The organism is Acidovorax sp. M14, assembly GCF_049331375.1.
Classification (GTDB): Bacteria; Pseudomonadota; Gammaproteobacteria; order Burkholderiales; family Burkholderiaceae_C; genus Acidovorax.
The window spans coordinates 4,514,293-4,531,691 of the sequence record NZ_CP186263.1 but is presented as its reverse complement, the minus strand read 5'-3'; the positions used below and the strand labels follow the sequence as shown (position 1 = coordinate 4,531,691).

Sequence of the window (17,399 nt, the reverse complement as noted above, 5' to 3'; positions counted from 1 at the left end):
TTTGCCCTAGGGCAACCAGGGCTTTTTAGGACGGCGACTGGGCAGTCTTGCCCAGCAAGGCGTCTTTGAGCTTCCAATCCGCTGGCGCGTTGCCCAGCCAGATACCCAGCAACGCGTTGAAGAACTCGGGCTCCTTGAAAGGCTCACCCTGCGGCTTGCCCTTGACGGTGATGATGGTGCCGGTCCCGGGAATCCAGTCGATCTGGAACTGGTCGCCCGCCACCAGCTTCTTGTGGTCCGAGAAGATCTGGCTCATGCGCAGCACGCCCGGGATGAGCTTGGAGAACGCAGCGCGGTCCATGTTGTCCTCCATGCCCCGCGAGAACAGCTTGCCCAGTTCAGTGGAGTCGATGTCGCGCAGCATGGTGATGCTCATGCGCTTGGGGCCTTTCTGGGCCATGACGTCGGCAGGTGTGCCGGCTTTCTTCTCAAGATACAGCCCCGCCGTGTACACCTTGAAAACCGCCTTGTAGCGCACCCCGGCGCCATTGAGCTGCAGGGTGCTGCCGCTCACGCTGGCGGTTTCTTCGTATTTCACGTCGGCCACGGTCATGGGCTGGGCAACGGCGCTGGCTGCCAGCAGGCATGCACCGGCCATCACAGCCCATCGCGTCAGGAATTTCATGCGCAGCTCCTAAAAAAAGAACGGTCGTTCGTTTCAAATTGTTGCAGCGCTCCCTTCGGGCCGCAACAGGGTTTTCGAGCGGTTGTGCGATCTCGCTGTGAGGGCGGCCAAATCGGCCCGCCAAAAAAGCTTTGCTACACTTTGGCCCATGTTCATTCACCACGTGTTCATCACAGGTTGCAGCGACCGGGGAGCCTGGCCCTGGCGTCAGCCTGTCGCTTTGAACGCCTGATGGCACCTGGGCAATCGCCCCAGCGTGCACCCGTGGCCCCACCCCGATGCGGTGAGGCCGATTGAATGGACCGCAGCGCCCCGCTTTCATGCACAGGGACACGCGCTGCGACAGCTGGGAGCCCTCCCCGTGATCACAGAACTTGAATTCAAAAGCCTGGCCAGCGAAGGCTACAACCGCATTCCGCTCATGGCAGAGGCCTTTGCGGACCTGGAAACCCCGCTCTCGCTCTATTTGAAGCTGGCGCATACCAAAGACGGCGGCAAGCATAGCTTTCTGCTCGAATCGGTGGTGGGCGGCGAGCGCTTCGGGCGTTACAGCTTCATCGGCCTGCCTGCACGCACCTTGCTGCGCGCCAGCGGCTTTGGCGACCAAGCCAGGACCGAGGTGGTGACTGACGGCCAAGTGGTCGAGACCGCCCAAGGAAACCCGCTCGATTTCATCGAGACCTACCAAAAGCGTTTCAAGGTGGCCCTGCGCCCCGGTCTTCCACGTTTTTGCGGCGGTTTGGCGGGTTACTTTGGCTACGACGCGGTGCGCTACATCGAAAAGAAGCTGGAGACCACCTGCCCGCCCGACCCCCTGGGATGCCCCGACATCCTGCTGCTGCAGTGCGAGGAGCTGGCCGTCATCGACAACCTCTCGGGCAAGCTCTACCTCATCGTGTATGCCGACCCGGCCCAGCCCGAGGCGTATGCCAAGGCCAAGAAGCGCCTGCGCGACCTCAAGGAGCAGCTCAAGTATTCGGTAAGCGCGCCCGTGGTCAAGCCCACCGAAAGCCACCCCGCCCAGCGCGACTTTGCCAAGGCCGACTACCTGGCCGCCGTGGAGCGCGCCAAGGAGCTGATTGCCGCCGGTGACTTCATGCAGGTGCAGGTGGGCCAGCGCATCCACAAGCGCTACACTGAGTCGCCCCTGTCGCTGTACCGCGCCCTGCGTTCGCTGAACCCGTCGCCTTACATGTACTTCTACGACTTTGGCGACTTCCATGTGGTGGGCGCCAGCCCAGAGATCCTGGTGCGGCAGGAAAAGACCGACGAGGGCACCAAGGTCACCATCCGCCCCCTGGCAGGCACCCGCCCACGCGGCGCCACTCCCGAGAAGGACAAGGCCACCGAGGTTGAACTCATCAATGACCCCAAGGAACGTGCCGAGCACGTGATGCTGATCGACCTGGCGCGCAACGACATCGGCCGCATCGCCAAGACCGGCACCGTGAAGGTGACCGAGGCCTTTGCGGTGGAGCGCTACAGCCATGTGATGCACATCGTGAGCAACGTGGAAGGCATCCTGCACGACGGCATGACCAGCATGGACGTGCTCAAGGCCACCTTCCCCGCCGGCACACTCACCGGCGCGCCCAAGGTGCACGCCATGGAACTCATCGACCAGCTCGAACCCACCAAGCGCGGCCTGTACGGCGGCGCCTGTGGTTACCTGAGCTACGCGGGTGACATGGACGTGGCCATTGCCATTCGCACCGGCATCATCAAGAACGGCACGCTCTATGTGCAGGCGGCGGCCGGTGTGGTGGCCGACTCGGTGCCCGAGCTGGAGTGGAAAGAAACCGAGCACAAGGCCCGCGCACTGCTGCGTGCCGCAGAGCTGGTCGAGGAGGGACTGGAATGACGTCCTCTGAAACCAAGGCCATTGCCAAAGTGAAGGACTGCACCACCATGCAGGACGTGCGCCGCGAAGTGAACGCGCTGGACGACGTGCTGGTGCCCCTGCTGGTGGAGCGCGTGGGCTATATGACCCAGGCTGCGCGCATCAAGCAAGGTGTGGAACAGGTGCGCGACGAAGCCCGCATCGAAGTCATCGTGGCCCGCGTGCGCGAGCGTGCAACGGCCGAAGGCGGTGACGCCGACGTGATGGAAGTCATCTACCGCAGCCTCATGGAAGCCTGCATTGCCTATGAACACCGCGAGTTCGCCCGTCTGCGCGAGCCCGCCTTGGCCGGGAGCGCCGCATGATAAAACTCTTGATGGTCGACAACTACGACAGCTTCACCTACAACATTGTCCAGTACTTTGGTGAACTGGGTGCCGAGGTCGAGGTGTTCCGCAACGACGAGATCACCGTGGCCGAGATCGAGGCGCGCCTCAACGCGGGCCAGCTCGACCGCCTGGTGATTTCTCCCGGCCCTTGCTCGCCCGCCGAGGCAGGCATTTCGGTGGCTGCGATCCAGCACTTTGCAGGCAAGTTGCCTATTCTGGGCGTGTGCCTCGGTCACCAGAGCATTGGCGCAGCCTTCGGCGGCAACATCGTCCGCGCGCAGGAGCTGATGCACGGCAAGACCAGCGTCATCACCACCACCCAAAAGGGCGTGTTCGCGGGCTTGCCGGAGAAGTTCACGGTCAACCGCTACCACTCGCTGGCCATCGAGCGCGCCACCTGCCCAGACGTGCTGGAGGTGACGGCCTGGACGGACGACGGCGAAATCATGGGCGTGCGCCACAAGACGCTGCCCATCGAAGGCGTGCAGTTTCATCCTGAAAGTATCCTCACCGAACACGGCCATGCCATGCTCCAAAACTTTCTGGAGCAGCGCGCATGAACTTCATCGACGCCCACCAGCTGGTAATGTTCATCGCCGCCGGCTGGCTGCTGAACCTCACGCCGGGGCCCGATGTGCTCTACATCGTGACCAACGCACTCAAGTCCGGCACCCGTGCGGGCATCGTGGCGGGGCTGGGCATCACGGCCGGGTGCTTCGTGCACATCTTTGCGGCCGCCGTGGGCGTGGGTGCGCTGCTAGCCGCATCGGCCACCGCGTTCACCGTGCTCAAGTGGATCGGTGCGGCGTACCTGATGTGGATGGGCGTGCGCATGCTGCTGTCCAAGCCCCGGGCCGATGGGGGCAACAGTGCAGCGCTGATGGCAGCCCAGGCGGCCCCTGCGCAGCACACGCCGCTCTCCAAGGTGTTCCTCGGCGGCTTCTGGACCAATGTGCTCAACCCCAAGGTCGCCATCTTCTTCCTGGCCTTTGTGCCGCAGTTCATCGCGCCGGGTGCGGACAACAAGGCGCTGGCCTTTGTGCTGCTGGGCGTGCTGTTCAACCTCAACGCCATCCCCGTCAACACGGGCTGGGCGCTGGCCGCGTCGTGGATGGCGCGCCGCGCCGGGGTCATCCAGCGTGGCATGCACTGGCTGGACCGCGTAGCAGGCGCCATGTTCATCGGCTTCGGGCTCAAGCTGGCCTTCACGGACCAGCCCTCTGCATAAATACCAGGAGACATTCCATGCCCATTACCCCCCAGGAAGCGCTTCAGCGCACCATCGAGCACCGCGAAATCTTCCACGACGAGATGCTGCACCTGATGCGGCTCATCATGAACGGCGAGCTCTCGCCCGTCATGACGGCGGCCATCATCACCGGCCTGCGCGTGAAGAAGGAGACCATCGGCGAGATCACCGCCGCCGCGCAGGTGATGCGCGAGTTCAGCACCAAGGTGCACGTCAAGGACGCGACCCACATGGTGGACATCGTGGGCACGGGCGGCGACGGTGCCAACACCTTCAACATCTCCACCTGCTCGATGTTCGTGGCCGCTGCGGCGGGCGCCAAGGTCAGCAAACATGGCGGCCGCGGTGTGTCGAGCAAGAGCGGTAGCGCCGACGTGATGGAAGCCCTGGGCATCCACATCAACCTGAAGCCGGAGCAGATCGCCCAGTGCATTGCCGACGTCGGCATTGGCTTCATGTTCGCGCCCAACCACCACCCCGCCATGAAGAACGTGGCCCCGGTGCGCAAGGAACTGGGCGTGCGCACCCTCTTCAACATCCTGGGCCCACTGACCAACCCCGCAGGCGCTCCCAACATCCTGATGGGCGTGTTCCACCCCGACCTCGTCGGTATCCAGGTGCGCGCGCTGCAGCGCCTGGGCGCGGAACACGCGCTGGTGGTGTACGGCCGCGATGGCATGGACGAAGTGAGCCTGGGCGCCGCCACGCTGGTGGGCGAGCTGAAAAACGGCCAGATCACCGAGTACGAAATCCACCCCGAGGACTTCGGCCTGCCGATGGCGAGCAACCGCGCGCTCAAGGTCGAAACGCCCGAGCAGTCGCGCGAGATGCTGATCGGGGTGCTCAAGGGCGAGCCCGGCGCTGCGCAGGACATTGTTTGCCTGAACGCAGGCGTAGCCCTGTACGCCGCCAATGTGGCCGACTCCATCCAGGCCGGCATCGCCAAGGCACGTGCCGCGATTGCCTCGGGCGCCGCGCTGGCCAAGCTGGAGCAGGTGGTCACGCGCACGCACGCGCTGGCTACAGCGGTCTGATACGACGGCCTGACCTGGCCATGTGGCATGACCCTGGCACCTGGATTGCACTGGGCGTCTCTGCCCTGTTCATCGTGGCAGGGGTCGTGATGCACCGTGTGTTCACCCGCATTCTGAAACAGGGCTCCGCCGAGCCCACCGAAACCGACAAGGCAGCCCACCATGAGCAGTGACATCCTCAACAAGATCGTGGCCGTCAAGCACGAAGAAGTGGCCGCCGCCAAGAAGCGCCTGTCCTTTGACGCCATGCGCGCCGACGCCGAGAGCCGCGTGCTCACCCGCGACTTTGAAGGCGCACTGCGCGCCAAGATCGCCAAGGGCCAGGCAGCGGTGATTGCCGAGGTCAAGAAGGCCAGCCCCAGCAAGGGCGTGCTGCGTGCCAACTTCGAGCCCGCTGACATTGCCCAGAGCTACATGGAAGGCGATGGGAAGGTCAGCGCGGCCTGCCTGTCGGTGCTGACCGACCGCCAGTTCTTCCAGGGCCAGCCCGATTACCTCAAGCAGGCCCGCGCCAGCACTACGCTCCCCGTGCTGCGCAAGGACTTCATGGTGGACGCGTACCAGATCTACGAATCGCGCGCCATGGGCGCCGACGCTGTGCTGCTGATCGCAGCCTGCCTGGACGACGCCCAGATGGCCGACTTTGAAGCCATCGCCCGCAGCCTGGACATGGCGGTGCTGGTAGAGGTGCACGACCGCGCCGAGCTGGAGCGCGCGCTGAAGCTCAAGACCCCGCTGGTCGGCATCAACAACCGCAACCTGCGCACGTTCGAGGTCACGCTGGACACAACACTGGGCATGCTCAAGGATGTGCCCGCTGACCGCCTGCTGGTCACCGAGTCGGGCATCCTGAAGCCTGCCGACGTGAAGACCATGCGCGACGCGGGCGTGCACGCCTTCCTGGTGGGCGAGGCCTTCATGCGCGCCGACGACCCCGGCCTGGCGCTGGCCAAGCTGTTTGCTTGACAGCGAACAATTACTATCTTTTTGATAGCTGCTAGCGCATATATCACCTGCGCTTCCAGCCCCTTTCGCCATGAATCCCTCTGAAATGCCCGCCACGCAACTCCAGATGGCCCAGCCCGCCGACTGGCCGGTGGCCCCGGGCTGGCAGCCCTTGGTGGACGCGTTCTTTGCCGGCGCGCGTGGGCAGGCACTGCTCGCGTTTTTGCAGGCGCGGCTGCAGGCGGGGGCGGCGATTTTTCCGCCCCAGCCGCTGCGCGCGCTGGAGCTGACGCCGCCCGAGGAGGTGCGCGTGGTCATCCTCGGGCAGGACCCGTACCACGGCCGGGGCCAGGCCGAGGGGCTGGCGTTTTCTGTCGCGCCCGGCGTGCGCCTGCCGCCCTCGCTGCAGAACATCTTCAAGGAGATGCAGCGCGACCTGGGAGTGGCCTTCCCCCCCTTCCCGAACCCGGGCGGCAGCCTGGTCAAGTGGGCCAAAAACGGCGTGCTGCTGCTCAACACCTGCCTGACGGTCGAAGAGGGCCAGGCCGCCAGCCATGCAGGCAAAGGCTGGGAGGAGCTGACCGACACCGTCATCCGCCACGTGGCCGAGGGCCCGCGCCCGGTGGTGTTCATGCTCTGGGGCTCGCACGCCCAGTCCAAGCGGGCGTGGATTCCCGCCGACCGGGGGCACCTGGTGCTCACCTCCAACCACCCCTCGCCGCTGTCGGCGCTGCGCCCGCCGGTGCCCTTCATTGGCAACGGGCATTTTGGCAAGGCGCGGGATTTTCGCGCGCAGCACGGCTACTGAGCCGTTGCTGGGCGGTAGCCATGGGCCCTGCATGGGCCGTCCTTTCTGCTCTCAAAACCTCCGGGTGCGGGTCTGGGCGGGTAACTCGCCATAGCGCTCACGGTAGAACGCTGAAAAGCTGCTGGCGCTGGCAAACCCGCAATCCATGGCAATCTGCGCGATGGTGTCTGCACTGTCCTGCAGCAGGCGCTGGCGCGCGGTTGCCAGCCGCTGATCGCGCAGCCACTGCAGGGGGGACTGCCCGAACCGGTGCTGAAACGCATACTGCAGCGCCCGCACCGACAGGCAGCCCAGCTGGGCCAGTTCGCTGAGGGTGAAGCGCGCCCCAGGCTCGGCCAGCATGGCATCGCACACCTTGTCCACGGCCACGCGTTCGCGCAGGCTGCCGGGCCGGGGCGGGCGGATCTCTGCGGTCAGCCAGTCGGGCCGGAACAGCAGCACCAGCTGGCGGTAGACAAAATCCTGGAAGCCCAGCCGGTGCAACACCTCCGGCTGGTCCAGGTGCAGATGGATGGTGGCCCCGATGTGCCGCGCCAGGGCCTCCAGAGAAGGGCCCATCTGCGAGGTCAGGAAGCGAACCCGCCCCTGGTCCAGATCGACCGGACACCCCGCCTCCAGACCTCGCAGTGCGCGCGCCGCCATGTGCAGCCCTTGGGGGGCCAGCTGCAGCATGAGCACGTTCTGCCCCTTGCCAATGGCCTCCTGGGGGCCGGAGCCCGCAGGAATGAACACGCAGCGGGGCCCGGTCAACTCCAGCTTCTGGTTTTGCACCCGCAGCTCGTTGTGGCCTTGCAGCTTGAAGGACACGGAGGCGCGCGTGTTGTCGGCCACCGCCACACGCAGCGACGTGAACGAGGCGGCTATGGCTGATATGCCGGGCAGCACCACGGAGGCCGATTGGCCCGCAAAGGCTTTGTCCCGTGGCTGGGCATCGCAATCCTGGAGCTTGGGCCACAGGGGCAAGACCGACTCTCCAAACGCCGCAGGGGTGGAGAAGGTGGCGCAGCGGTCGTTGCCGAACAGCAAAGGGGACGGGGCGGACGTGGGGTTCAGAGCGTGGTACCGCTGAAGGCAGGAGGAGAGAAACCGGAGATGGCCGGGTGTGAGCCCTGGGGTCTGCAGGGAGTTCCCGAGTGGCGCAGTGTACAAGCAGCTCAAGCTGTCAATAGCTGTCAAAAAATCGCCTGGAGGTTACTTTTGCGTTAAACATGCAGACAACTGCGCGAATCGTGTAGACGGCGGCCGGGCTCCATCCGGACAATCCCGCCGAGTCGGGGGGGAGGTCTGCGGGCCCGGCGGCGCATGCCGCCGCCGGGGGGCTGTGGCGCGGTGCATCCAAGGTGTCTTGCCATCGACAAGAACACAGCAAAGGAAACGACATCGTGGAATGGTTCAAGAAGCTTCCGGTGGGGAGCAAGCTGATTGGCGGGTTTCTCGTCGTCGCCGCAGTGGGGGCGGTGATCGGGATCAACGGCATCCAGAAATCGTCCCAGATCAACGATCTGGCCCAGCTGATGTACGAGCGCGAGATCACCGGCATGCTGCATGCCACCGAGGCCAACATCAACCTCGTGGTTGCCGGGCGCGCCATGCGCAGTGCGCTGCTGGCAGTGTCGGAGCAGGAACGTGCCACCCAGTTGCGGGCTGCCGGAGAAAGCGTGTCGCAGGCGCAGAGCGAGCTGGAGCGATCCGCCCAGTACTTCGTCACCGACAGTGGCAAGGCCCTGGCGCGGGACGCGGGTGCGGCTTTGCGCGACTACGCCGCCGGGCTGGACCAGGTGGCGGCGCTGCTCAAGGAGGAGGAGCTGGCCAATGTGCGCGCCTCCACGGACAAGATGCGCGCGGTGCGCACTCTGGCCGACAAGGCCGACGACCTGCTGGGCAAGCTGGTCGAGCGCAAGCGCAGCGACGCCAAGGCGCTCAACGATGAAACGGACACTATCTACAGCCGCATCCGCGTGTTGCTGATTTCCTTGACGGCCGGCGGTGCGCTGGTGGGGCTCGCGATTGGTGTGGCCCTGACCCGCAGCCTCACACGCGCGCTGGGCGGCGAGCCGGCCGCCGTGGCGCAGGCCGCCAACGCCATCGCTGCCGGGGACCTGTCCCTGCCCATCGATACCTCGCGCGCCCGGACGGGCAGTGTGGTGGCCGCGATGCACGACATGCAGCGCGCGCTGCGCAGCGTGGTGGGCACGGTGCGCGAGGCCAGCGACAGCATTGCCACGGGCGCCGGGCAAATCTCGGTGGGCAATGCGGACCTGTCCCAGCGCACCGAGGAGCAGGCCAGCAACCTGGAGGAGACGGCGGCCTCGATGGAAGAGCTGACCAGCACCGTGCAAAGCAGTGCCGACGTCTCGCGCCAGGCGGCTGAGCTGGCACGCAGCGCCAGCGCGGCGGCCCACGATGGCGGCCGCGTGGTGGGGCAGGTGGTGGCCACGATGGCGGAGATCAACACGTCGTCCCAGCGCATCTCGGACATCATCGGCGTCATCGATGGCATTGCCTTCCAGACCAACATCCTGGCGCTGAACGCGGCGGTGGAGGCGGCGCGTGCGGGCGAACAGGGCCGTGGTTTTGCCGTGGTGGCGAGCGAGGTGCGCAGCCTGGCCCAGCGCAGCGCCGCAGCGGCCAAAGAGATCAAGGGCCTGATCGAGGACAGCGTGGGCCGGGTCGGGAAAGGCAGCCAGCTGGTGAACGACGCCGGCCAGGTGATGGACACCCTGGTGGCCCAGGTGCGCAGCGTGGCCGACCTGATTGGCGACATCACCACCGCCACGCAGGAGCAAACCGCAGGCATCAGCCAGATCAACGAAGCCGTGACCCAGCTGGACACGGTGACCCAGCAGAACGCCGCCCTGGTGGAAGAGGCGGCGGCAGCCGCCGACAGCCTGAACCACCAGGCCCAGCAACTGGTGCAGGCGGTGGCCGTGTTTCGCCTGGGGACGGAAGCACAGCGGCCTGCACCCGCCACCCGCCCTGCTGCCCCCGGCGCACTGCAGCGGCAGGCCCCGGCACTGCCCCCCGCCGCACAGAAGGCGGCGCAAAACGCGGCACCGGGCGCAGATGCCAGCTGGAAGCGGTTCTGATCCACCCTGTGCAGTGGCAGGGGCTGAACCCCACCGGGTGGCCCTTGCCAGGTAGATAGCCATGGACCGTGCCCCGTGTTGAAAAGAATTCCGGTGGATCAGGCCGCGCCCGGCATGTTTGTCCACGCACTGGATGCGTCGTGGATGGACCATCCGTTCTGGCGCAGCCGGTTTGTGCTGCAGAGCGAGGGCGACGTGCAGGCCCTGCGCAGCAGCGGCGTGGCGCATTGCTGGATCGACATTTCGCGCGGCGTGGATGTGGCGGCCGCGGCGGCACCCGCGCGTGAGGACGGTGTAGATATTCCGGTGGAGTCGTCAGCCGCCCCTGTCGCAGAGCCAGCATCGCGGCAGCACCGCGTGTCGGCCCCTGGCGATTCGGCAGCCCCGCCCCACCGCGCCGAGCGGCTGGCGCTGAATGCGCGCGAGGTGGTTCGGTCACTGTTCTGCCAGGCCCGTGCGGGGCAGGCGATCTCTCTGGACCACAGCCTGGCCATCGTGGATGAGTTGACGGCCATGGTGGCGACCCAGCCTGGGGCGCTGATCGGGCTGGTGCGCCTCAAGAGCAAGGACAACTACACCTTCGCGCATTCCGTGGCGGTGTGCACTTTGATGATCGCTTTGGCGCGCCAGCTGGGGTTGGCGCCCGATCAGGTGCACGAGGCAGGCATGTGTGGGCTGCTGCACGACGTGGGCAAGCTGCGGGTGCCAGGCCATATCCTCGACAAGCCGGGCAAGCTCACGCCCGAAGAGTTCCGGGTGATGCAGATGCATCCGCAGCACGGGGTGGAGATCCTGCGCCGTGGCGGCCAGGTGCCAGACTCCGTGATCGACGTCTGCCTGCACCACCATGAAAAGATGGACGGCAGCGGCTACCCGCATGGCCTGCCACAGGGGCAGATCAGCCTGCTGGCACGCATGGCGGCGGTCTGTGATGTGTATGACGCGGTGACTTCCGAGCGGGCCTACAAGAACGCCTGGGACCCGGCCCTGGCTCTGGCGCGCATGGCGCAGTGGGAGGGGCATTTCGACCCGTCGGTCCTGCACGCCTTCGTGCGGGTGGTGGGCATCTACCCCGTGGGGTCGCTGGTGCGCCTGGCGTCGGGCCGGCTCGCCGTGGTGGTGGAGCACAACCCCGAGACACTGACCGCGCCCCGGGTGCGCGTGTTCTTTTCACTGCGCTCCGGCTCGCACATCGAGCAGCGGGTGCTGGACCTGTCCCGCCCCGGCGAGGCGGACCACATCGTCGCACGGGAGGACCCGCACACCCACGGATTCACGCGGCTGGCCCACCTCTGGCAGCCGCAGTGACGGGCGTGGCCGAGCCCGGCAACTGTTCCTTGAGCAGCTCCAGAAACGCCTGCGCCGCCACCGGCAGGCTGCGCCCGGCCAGGGTCTGGATCTCGATGTCGCGCAGGTCCATGCCGGGGTCGCTGATGGGCAGGGCCACGATGGCGCCGTCGGCCACCAGGTGGCGCACGGCGATCTCGCTGGCCACGGACAGTCCGCCGCCCAGCTGCACAAAGTTGACCACCGTCTTGGCGTGGTTGCTGATGAGCACGGCTTCGAGCTGCAGGCCCTGGCGGCTGCAGACGATGTCGATCATCTGGCGCACCGTGGTTTCGGCCGGGGGCAGGGCCAGCGGGTAGGCGGCCATCTGCGCCAGGGTCACGCTGCCTGCGCTGGCCAGCGGGTGGCCGGGCGGCAGCAGGGCCAGCACCGGGGCGCTCTGGCGGTAGGCCACGTCGATGTCCTTGTGCGGCGCGCGGCTGAAGCACAAACCGATGTCGGCCGCACCGCTGCGCACGGCGTCCGGGACCTGGGCCGTGGGCAGGGCGATCACGCTGAACTGCACCCCGGCATAGGTGCGCTGGAACTCCACGCACAGGCGTGGCACCAGCTCGTTGGCAAATGCGTCGGACGTGGCCAGGCGCACCTGCCCGGCCCGCAGGCCCTGCAGCGCACCGATCTCGCCCAGCGCGCGCTCTGCGTCCAGCAGGGTGCGGCGTGCGTGCACGGCCAGGATCTCGCCCGCCGCCGTCAGCACCATGCCGCGCGGGTGGCGCTCGAACAGGGGCGTGCCCAGCTGCGCCTCCAGCCCTGCGATCTGGCGACTTAGCGCCGAGGCGGCCACATGCAGGCGGGCCGAGGCCTCGGTGAGCGAGCCGCTCTGCGCCACGGCCAGAAAGTAGCGCAGGGTGGTGTCTTGCAGCAGGTGGGGGCGCATGGGGGAAGGTGCAGAGGGAAGCCCGCAGTATGCGCCGGTTTGCCGTGGTGGCAAAGCAGCTTGCTGAAATGCTGGTGGTCAAGCAAGGCGCAGCTTCCTAAGATGGTTCCATCCTTTGTTGTGTCCGATTTCTTTGCGGGAGTGCTCTGTATGCGTCTACTTTCCTGGGGCCGTGGTGTCTGGGGCCTGGCCGGCCTGCTGGTGCTGGCGTCTGCCGCGCAGGCACAAGCCAACTGGCCGGACCGCCCTGTGCGGGTGATCGTGCCCTTCCCCGCCAGCGGTGCGACCGACCTGGTGGCCCGCACCGTTACCCAGCGCGTCGCGGCCGACCTGGGGCAGCAACTGGTGGTGGACAACAAGCCCGGCGCTGGCGGCACCCTGGGCACGGCCGAGGCGGCCAAGGCCGCACCCGACGGCTACACCCTGCTGCTGACCACGAGCAGCACACATGCCATCTCGCCCCACCTCATGCCCAAGCTGGCTTATGACCCGCGCAAGGACTTCACGCCGGTGGCCCATGTGGCCGACGCACCCAGCGTGCTGCTGGTCACCAACAGCCTGCCGGTCAAGACCGTGGGTGAACTGATTGCCTACGCCAAGGCCCACCCCGGCAAACTCAACTACGCCACCAGCGGCAATGGCACCATCGTGCACCTGAACACGGCCGCCTTCAGCGCCCAGGCGGGTGTGGAGATGACGCATATCCCCTACAAGGGCACGGCGCTGGCTATCCCTGATCTGATCGCCGGGCAGACGCATGTGCTGTTTGACTCTCTGCCCACCGGCATGCCCCACGCCAAGGCCGGACGCCTGCGCGCCATCGCAGTGACCAGCGAAAAGCGCAGCACCCTGGCGCCCGAGCTGCCCACGCTGGCTGAGTCCGGCCTGCCCGGCTATTCGTCGGTGACCTGGTTTGGCGTGTACCTGCCTGCCGGGGCATCCCCCGCGCTGGTGGAGAAGGTGCACAAGGCCTTTGCCAAGGCCGTGCAGGCGCCTGAAGTGGCCGAGAGCCTGGCCAAGCTGGGCGTGGAGCCCGCTGCGCCGCGCACGCCCGCGCAGTTCGCCAGCATGGTGCAGGCCGACAGCAACCGCTGGGCGGCGGTGATTCGCCAGCACAAAATAACCCTGGAGTGACATCCCCCTGAGCGGCTTTGCCGCTTCCCCCTTCTCTCGAATGGCGTTGCCATTCGGGAAGGGGGACGACGCCCTCGGTGCGGGGCGGCCCTTCCTCGGCGTCCCTCGCTTTGCGCCGCGCCGGTTTCATGCAGCCCGCCCTGTGCGGGGCAACAGAGTCAGAACGCTATGAATACCCCATCCCTCGACTGGTCCCTTCCCTACGCCTCCAACCGCAGCGCGGTCATGGGCCGCAACGTGGTTTCCACCTCGCAGCCGCTGGCGGCGCAGGCGGGTCTGCGCATGCTGCTGGCAGGGGGCAACGCGGTGGATGCTGCCATTGCCGCCGCCATGGCGCTCACGGTGGTGGAGCCCACGGGCTGCGGCCTGGGCAGCGATGGGTTTGCCATCGTGTGGGATGGCAAGGAGCTGCACGGCCTGAACGCCTCGGGCCGCTCGCCTGCGGCGTGGACGCCTGAATACTTCGAGAAGCTGGGTGGCATCCCCGAAACCGGCTGGAACGCCGTCACCGTGCCGGGCGCCGTGTCGGCCTGGGTAGCTTTGTCCAAGCGCCTGGGCAAGCTGCCGTTTGCGCAGCTGGCGCAGCCCGCCATCGACTACGCGCGCAACGGCTTTCCAGTGTCGCCCACCATCGCGCGGCTGTGGGCGCTGGGCGCGGCCAAGCTGGGCACGCAGCCCGGGTTTGCCGAGTGTTTCATGCCGAATGGTCGCGTGCCCCAGGCGGGCGAGATCTTTCGCAGCGAAGCCCATGCGCGCACGCTGGAGCTGATTGCCGAAACCGAGGGCGAGGCCTTCTACCGCGGCGTGATTGCCGAGCGCATTGCCGCCCATTCGCAGGCCAACGGCGGCGCCATGACGCTGGCCGACCTGGCCGCGCACCAGGCCGACTGGGTGGGCACCATCCAGCAGCGGTTTGGTGACTCGGTCATTCACGAGATCCCGCCCAACGGACAGGGCATTGCCGCGCTGATGGCGCTGGGCATGCTGGACGCGCATGGCATTGGCAAGCACCCGCTGGACGATGTGGAAACGGTGCACGCCAGCATCGAGGCCATGAAGCTCGCGTTTGCCGACCTGCACCAGTACAACGCCGACATCGACGCCATGCACGTCAAGCCCGATGCGCTGCTGCACCCCGACTACCTGCGCAGCCGCGCTGCGCTGATCGACACCACGCGTGCTGGCGACCCCGGCTACGGCGCTCCACGCCCCGGCGGCACGGTGTACCTGGCGGCGGCCGATGCGTCCGGCATGATGGTCTCGTTCATCCAGTCCAACTACATGGGCTTTGGCTCTGGGGTGGTGGTCCCGGGCACGGGCATCAGCCTGCAGAACCGGGGCCACGGCTTCAACCTGACTCCGGGCCACGCCAACCAGGTGGCGCCGCGCAAGCGCCCCTCGCACACCATCATCCCGGCCTTTGCCATGCATGCCGACGGCACGCCGCAGATGGCCTTTGGCGTGATGGGCGGCCCCATGCAAAGCCAGGGTCACACCCAGATGGCGCTGCGCGTGCTGCGCTACGGCCAGAACCCCCAGGCAGCGGCCGATGCGCCCCGCTGGCGCATCACCGGTGGCAAGGGCGTGGCGGTGGAGCCAGGCTTTGACCCCGCTGTGGTCGCCGCGCTGCGCGCGCGCGGGCACGAGGTGACGGTGGAAGAGGGCAACGGCGTGTTCGCCTTTGGTGGCGCCCAGCTGGTGCTCAAGAACGGCAACAGCTACATCGCAGGTTCGGACCCGCGCAAGGACGGGCACGCGGTGGCGTTCTGATCCATGCCGCAGGTAGCGGGATTTTTGCTATTGAATATGTAGCTGTTTGGGCATATTGCACTAGCGCTACCGGCTGTTTTGGTGCTTAACGTGTCTCGCGCACGGTCAGCCAGGCGCTGGCCGCGCCGCTGAGCACGATGGCCGTAATGCCTGCCATGGACCATGCATCGGGCACATGGCGGTACACCAGCCAGCCCGCCAGCATGGCAAACCCGATCTGCGAATACAGAAACGGCGCAATCGTCACGGGCGTGGTGCGTGCGTAGGCGTTGAGCAGCAGCATGTGGCCCACCGCACTCGACAGGCCCATGGTGAACATGCCTGCCCACATCCATGGGTCACTCACCGGCTGCCAGAAGAACGGCACGCCCAGCGACACCAGCGCGGTGGCGATCCAGCTGGTGTAGAGCTGCGTAGTAGCGGGGCTTTCCTGGCCCGCCATCTTGCTGCTCAGCACCTGGTAGCCCGTGCCCGCAGCCAGCATGCACAGCGGCCACAGCAGCGCCCAGGTGAAAGCCTCGCCTCCGGGCCGGATGATGGCGAGCGTGCCCGCCAGCCCGGCCACCACCAGCAGCCAGCGCAAGGCGCTCACGGGCTGGCGCAGCCACAATGCGGCCACCACCGTCACACACAGCGGCACCGTGGCCACGATGGCTGTGAATTCCGCCAGTGGCATGGCTGTGAGGCTGATGAAGCCGAACAGGCTGGTCATGGCGAACAGCGCGCCGCGCAAAGCCTGGAAGCGGGGCTGTGTGGTGCGCAGCGCCGAGCGCCCCGCGCGCTGCAGCACAAAGGCCGTGGTCAGCAGCGACTGGAACACGTAGCGCATCCACAGCGCCATGACGATGGGCACGCCCACGCTGACCAGCTTGCTCGCGGTGTCCAGCAGCGCAAAGAACGCGCAGGCCACCACGGCCAGCGCGATGCCTGCCAGCGCCGCACGCCGGCGGGCTGCAGGGCTGGTGGACAACGCAGGGCCGGGCAGGCTCACGGGGTGCTGCGTGCGCGTTCCAGCAGCATCGCGTCGCCGTAGCTGAAGAAGCGGTACTGCTGCGCAATCGCGTGCCGGTACAGGCCCATGATGTGGGCATAGCCCGCAAACGCGCTCACCAGCATCATCAGCGTGCTCTTGGGCAGGTGGAAGTTGGTGATCAGCACGTCCACCACCTGGAACGCAAAGCCCGGCGTGATGAAGATGTTGGTGTCGCCCGAGGCCTGACCGGTCTTTGCCCACGACTCCAGCGTGCGCACTGTGGTGGTGCCCACAGCCACCACGCGGCCGCCGCGCTGGCGGCAGCGCTCCAGCGCCGCGAGTGTGGCCAGCGGAATCTCGTACCACTCGCTGTGCATCTGGTGTTCGGCCAGGTTTTCGGTCTTGCAGGGCTGGAAGGTGCCTGCACCCACGTGGAGCGTGACGCTGGCGCGCTCGATGCCGCGCGCGGCCAGGTCGGCCAGCACGCCTTCGTCAAAGTGCAGCGCGGCCGTGGGCGCGGCCACGGCGCCGGGGTTGCGGGCAAACACGGTCTGGTAGCGCTGGCTGTCTTCGGCCTCGTCGGGGTCGTGGTCGCTGTTTTGGTGGCGCTCGATGTAGGGCGGCAGCGGCAGGTGGCCGTGGCGGTCCATCAGCTCCCAGGGCGACTCGCCCGCCGGGCCGTGCAGCGCAAAGCGGAACAGCGGACCGTCTTCAGTGGGCCAGCGGCCCAGCAGCTGCGCGTCAAAGCCGCCCGCCTGGCGGCCTCCGGCCATGTGCACCACGCTGCCAGGCAGGGGCTTCTTGCTGACCTTCATGTGGGCCACGACTTCATTACCTGGGTTGCCAGCCTCTGCGGGCAACACGCGTTCGATCAGCAGCTCCAGCTTGCCGCCGCTGGCCTTCTCGCCAAAGATGCGCGCCTTGACCACGCGCGTGTCGTTGAAGACCAGCAAATCGCCTTCGCGCAGCAGGCCGGGCAGCTCGCGAAAGATGCGGTCCACGGGCTCTCGTGTGGCGTCACCGGTCAGATGCCGGTCTGCACTTGCCCCCGAATCGCATCGCTGCGTTGCATTACTTGCCAATACGCTGGGTATTGGCTGCGCAATACGCCTTGCGCTGCGCTCCGATGGCTGCGCGCAGCCCTCGCCATCTGACCGGTGACGCCACACGATGGCGCGGCCATCGAGCAGGCGCGAGGCGCTGCGTTCGGGCGCGGGGTGCTGGGCAATGAGTTCGGGGGGCAGCGAGAAGTCGAAGTCGCTGAGGGTGAACACGCGGGGAGCGTGGGGCGCGCTGGCTGCGCCGGAGGAAAGATCGGTCAT

At 66.9% G+C, this 17,399-nt stretch carries 17 protein-coding genes; 12 read left to right on the top strand and 5 right to left on the bottom strand.

Annotated features, from left to right (window positions below; genetic code table 11):
- Positions 1–25 precede the first annotated feature (25 nt).
- On the bottom strand, positions 26–625 hold the full coding sequence (locus ACOYR4_RS21180) for a chalcone isomerase family protein (RefSeq protein ID WP_060986298.1): 600 nt from the start codon (positions 623–625) through the stop codon (positions 26–28).
- A gap of 361 nt (positions 626–986) precedes the next feature.
- Between ACOYR4_RS21180 and trpE the strand changes: the two genes are divergently transcribed.
- From trpE to ACOYR4_RS21140, 8 genes are all read left to right on the top strand, one after another.
- Positions 987–2,486, top strand: coding sequence for an anthranilate synthase component I (gene trpE, locus ACOYR4_RS21175; RefSeq protein WP_422847948.1), 1,500 nt, complete (start codon positions 987–989; stop codon positions 2,484–2,486).
- Positions 2,483–2,830, top strand: a complete 348-nt coding sequence (locus tag ACOYR4_RS21170) for a chorismate mutase (RefSeq protein WP_422847947.1) — start codon at positions 2,483–2,485, stop codon at positions 2,828–2,830. Before trpE ends, ACOYR4_RS21170 begins: the two co-directional genes overlap by 4 nt.
- Complete coding sequence (locus tag ACOYR4_RS21165) at positions 2,827–3,414, top strand: aminodeoxychorismate/anthranilate synthase component II (RefSeq protein ID WP_422847946.1); 588 nt, start codon at positions 2,827–2,829, stop codon at positions 3,412–3,414. The genes ACOYR4_RS21170 and ACOYR4_RS21165 overlap by 4 nt, the downstream gene beginning before the upstream one ends.
- Positions 3,411–4,082 (top strand): LysE family translocator, encoded by a 672-nt coding sequence (locus ACOYR4_RS21160; RefSeq protein ID WP_422847945.1) that lies wholly within the window; start codon positions 3,411–3,413, stop codon positions 4,080–4,082. Before ACOYR4_RS21165 ends, ACOYR4_RS21160 begins: the two co-directional genes overlap by 4 nt.
- Before the next feature lie 17 nt (positions 4,083–4,099).
- A complete protein-coding gene (trpD, locus tag ACOYR4_RS21155; protein WP_422847944.1) occupies positions 4,100–5,137 on the top strand; it encodes an anthranilate phosphoribosyltransferase in 1,038 nt (345 codons plus the stop codon).
- 20 nt (positions 5,138–5,157) lie between these two features.
- Positions 5,158–5,310 carry a hypothetical protein gene (locus ACOYR4_RS21150; RefSeq protein WP_015016050.1) on the top strand — a complete coding sequence of 51 codons (153 nt, stop codon included), beginning with the start codon at positions 5,158–5,160 and terminating at the stop codon, positions 5,308–5,310.
- Positions 5,300–6,103, top strand: a complete 804-nt coding sequence (gene trpC / locus ACOYR4_RS21145; RefSeq protein WP_422847943.1) for an indole-3-glycerol phosphate synthase TrpC — start codon at positions 5,300–5,302, stop codon at positions 6,101–6,103. The genes ACOYR4_RS21150 and trpC overlap by 11 nt, the downstream gene beginning before the upstream one ends.
- A 70-nt stretch (positions 6,104–6,173) precedes the next feature.
- Positions 6,174–6,890: a uracil-DNA glycosylase gene (locus tag ACOYR4_RS21140; protein ID WP_422847942.1), complete on the top strand. Its 717-nt coding sequence runs from the start codon at positions 6,174–6,176 to the stop codon at positions 6,888–6,890.
- Positions 6,891–6,941: 51 nt separating this feature from the next.
- Here ACOYR4_RS21140 and ACOYR4_RS21135 read toward each other — a convergent pair whose 3' ends face one another.
- Positions 6,942–7,916, bottom strand: coding sequence for a helix-turn-helix domain-containing protein (locus ACOYR4_RS21135; RefSeq protein ID WP_422847941.1), 975 nt, complete (start codon positions 7,914–7,916; stop codon positions 6,942–6,944).
- A gap of 356 nt (positions 7,917–8,272) precedes the next feature.
- Here ACOYR4_RS21135 and ACOYR4_RS21130 point away from each other — a divergent pair, with 356 nt between their 5' ends.
- Both ACOYR4_RS21130 and ACOYR4_RS21125 read left to right on the top strand, forming a co-directional pair.
- Positions 8,273–9,976, top strand: a complete 1,704-nt coding sequence (locus ACOYR4_RS21130) for a methyl-accepting chemotaxis protein (protein ID WP_422847940.1) — start codon at positions 8,273–8,275, stop codon at positions 9,974–9,976.
- Between the two features lie 75 nt (positions 9,977–10,051).
- Entirely contained in the window at positions 10,052–11,284 is a 1,233-nt protein-coding gene (locus ACOYR4_RS21125; protein ID WP_422847939.1) for an HD-GYP domain-containing protein, read from the top strand.
- On the opposite strand, the gene ACOYR4_RS21120 is transcribed toward ACOYR4_RS21125, so the two are convergent.
- Positions 11,250–12,200, bottom strand: a complete 951-nt coding sequence (locus tag ACOYR4_RS21120; protein ID WP_422847938.1) for a LysR family transcriptional regulator — start codon at positions 12,198–12,200, stop codon at positions 11,250–11,252. The genes ACOYR4_RS21125 and ACOYR4_RS21120 overlap by 35 nt on opposite strands.
- Positions 12,201–12,350: 150 nt before the next feature.
- Here ACOYR4_RS21120 and ACOYR4_RS21115 point away from each other — a divergent pair, with 150 nt between their 5' ends.
- The gene (locus tag ACOYR4_RS21115; protein ID WP_422847937.1) at positions 12,351–13,334 is read left to right on the top strand and encodes a Bug family tripartite tricarboxylate transporter substrate binding protein; all 984 of its coding nucleotides are present in this window, start codon (positions 12,351–12,353) and stop codon (positions 13,332–13,334) included.
- 168 nt (positions 13,335–13,502) lie between these two features.
- Positions 13,503–15,104: a gamma-glutamyltransferase family protein gene (locus ACOYR4_RS21110; protein ID WP_422847936.1), complete on the top strand. Its 1,602-nt coding sequence runs from the start codon at positions 13,503–13,505 to the stop codon at positions 15,102–15,104.
- An 85-nt stretch (positions 15,105–15,189) separates the two neighbouring features.
- On the opposite strand, the gene ACOYR4_RS21105 is transcribed toward ACOYR4_RS21110, so the two are convergent.
- Positions 15,190–16,095 (bottom strand): DMT family transporter, encoded by a 906-nt coding sequence (locus tag ACOYR4_RS21105; RefSeq protein WP_422847935.1) that lies wholly within the window; start codon positions 16,093–16,095, stop codon positions 15,190–15,192.
- The gene (gene queA, locus ACOYR4_RS21100; RefSeq protein ID WP_422847934.1) at positions 16,092–17,399 is read right to left on the bottom strand and encodes a tRNA preQ1(34) S-adenosylmethionine ribosyltransferase-isomerase QueA; all 1,308 of its coding nucleotides are present in this window, start codon (positions 17,397–17,399) and stop codon (positions 16,092–16,094) included. Before queA ends, ACOYR4_RS21105 begins: the two co-directional genes overlap by 4 nt.

Bases quoted from the DNA above. Each gene is read 5' to 3' on its own strand.
- ACOYR4_RS21180 (WP_060986298.1), bottom strand. From the start codon at position 625: ATGAAATTCCTGACGCGATGGGCTGTGATGGCCGGTGCATGCCTGCTG.
- ACOYR4_RS21170 (WP_422847947.1), top strand. From the start codon at position 2,483: ATGACGTCCTCTGAAACCAAGGCCATTGCCAAAGTGAAGGACTGCACC.
- ACOYR4_RS21165 (WP_422847946.1), top strand. From the start codon at position 2,827: ATGATAAAACTCTTGATGGTCGACAACTACGACAGCTTCACCTACAAC.
- ACOYR4_RS21160 (WP_422847945.1), top strand. From the start codon at position 3,411: ATGAACTTCATCGACGCCCACCAGCTGGTAATGTTCATCGCCGCCGGC.
- trpD (WP_422847944.1), top strand. From the start codon at position 4,100: ATGCCCATTACCCCCCAGGAAGCGCTTCAGCGCACCATCGAGCACCGC.
- ACOYR4_RS21150 (WP_015016050.1), top strand. From the start codon at position 5,158: ATGTGGCATGACCCTGGCACCTGGATTGCACTGGGCGTCTCTGCCCTG.
- trpC (WP_422847943.1), top strand. From the start codon at position 5,300: ATGAGCAGTGACATCCTCAACAAGATCGTGGCCGTCAAGCACGAAGAA.
- ACOYR4_RS21140 (WP_422847942.1), top strand. From the start codon at position 6,174: ATGAATCCCTCTGAAATGCCCGCCACGCAACTCCAGATGGCCCAGCCC.
- ACOYR4_RS21120 (WP_422847938.1), bottom strand. From the start codon at position 12,200: ATGCGCCCCCACCTGCTGCAAGACACCACCCTGCGCTACTTTCTGGCC.
- ACOYR4_RS21115 (WP_422847937.1), top strand. From the start codon at position 12,351: ATGCGTCTACTTTCCTGGGGCCGTGGTGTCTGGGGCCTGGCCGGCCTG.
- ACOYR4_RS21110 (WP_422847936.1), top strand. From the start codon at position 13,503: ATGAATACCCCATCCCTCGACTGGTCCCTTCCCTACGCCTCCAACCGC.
- queA (WP_422847934.1), bottom strand. From the start codon at position 17,399: ATGACCGATCTTTCCTCCGGCGCAGCCAGCGCGCCCCACGCTCCCCGC.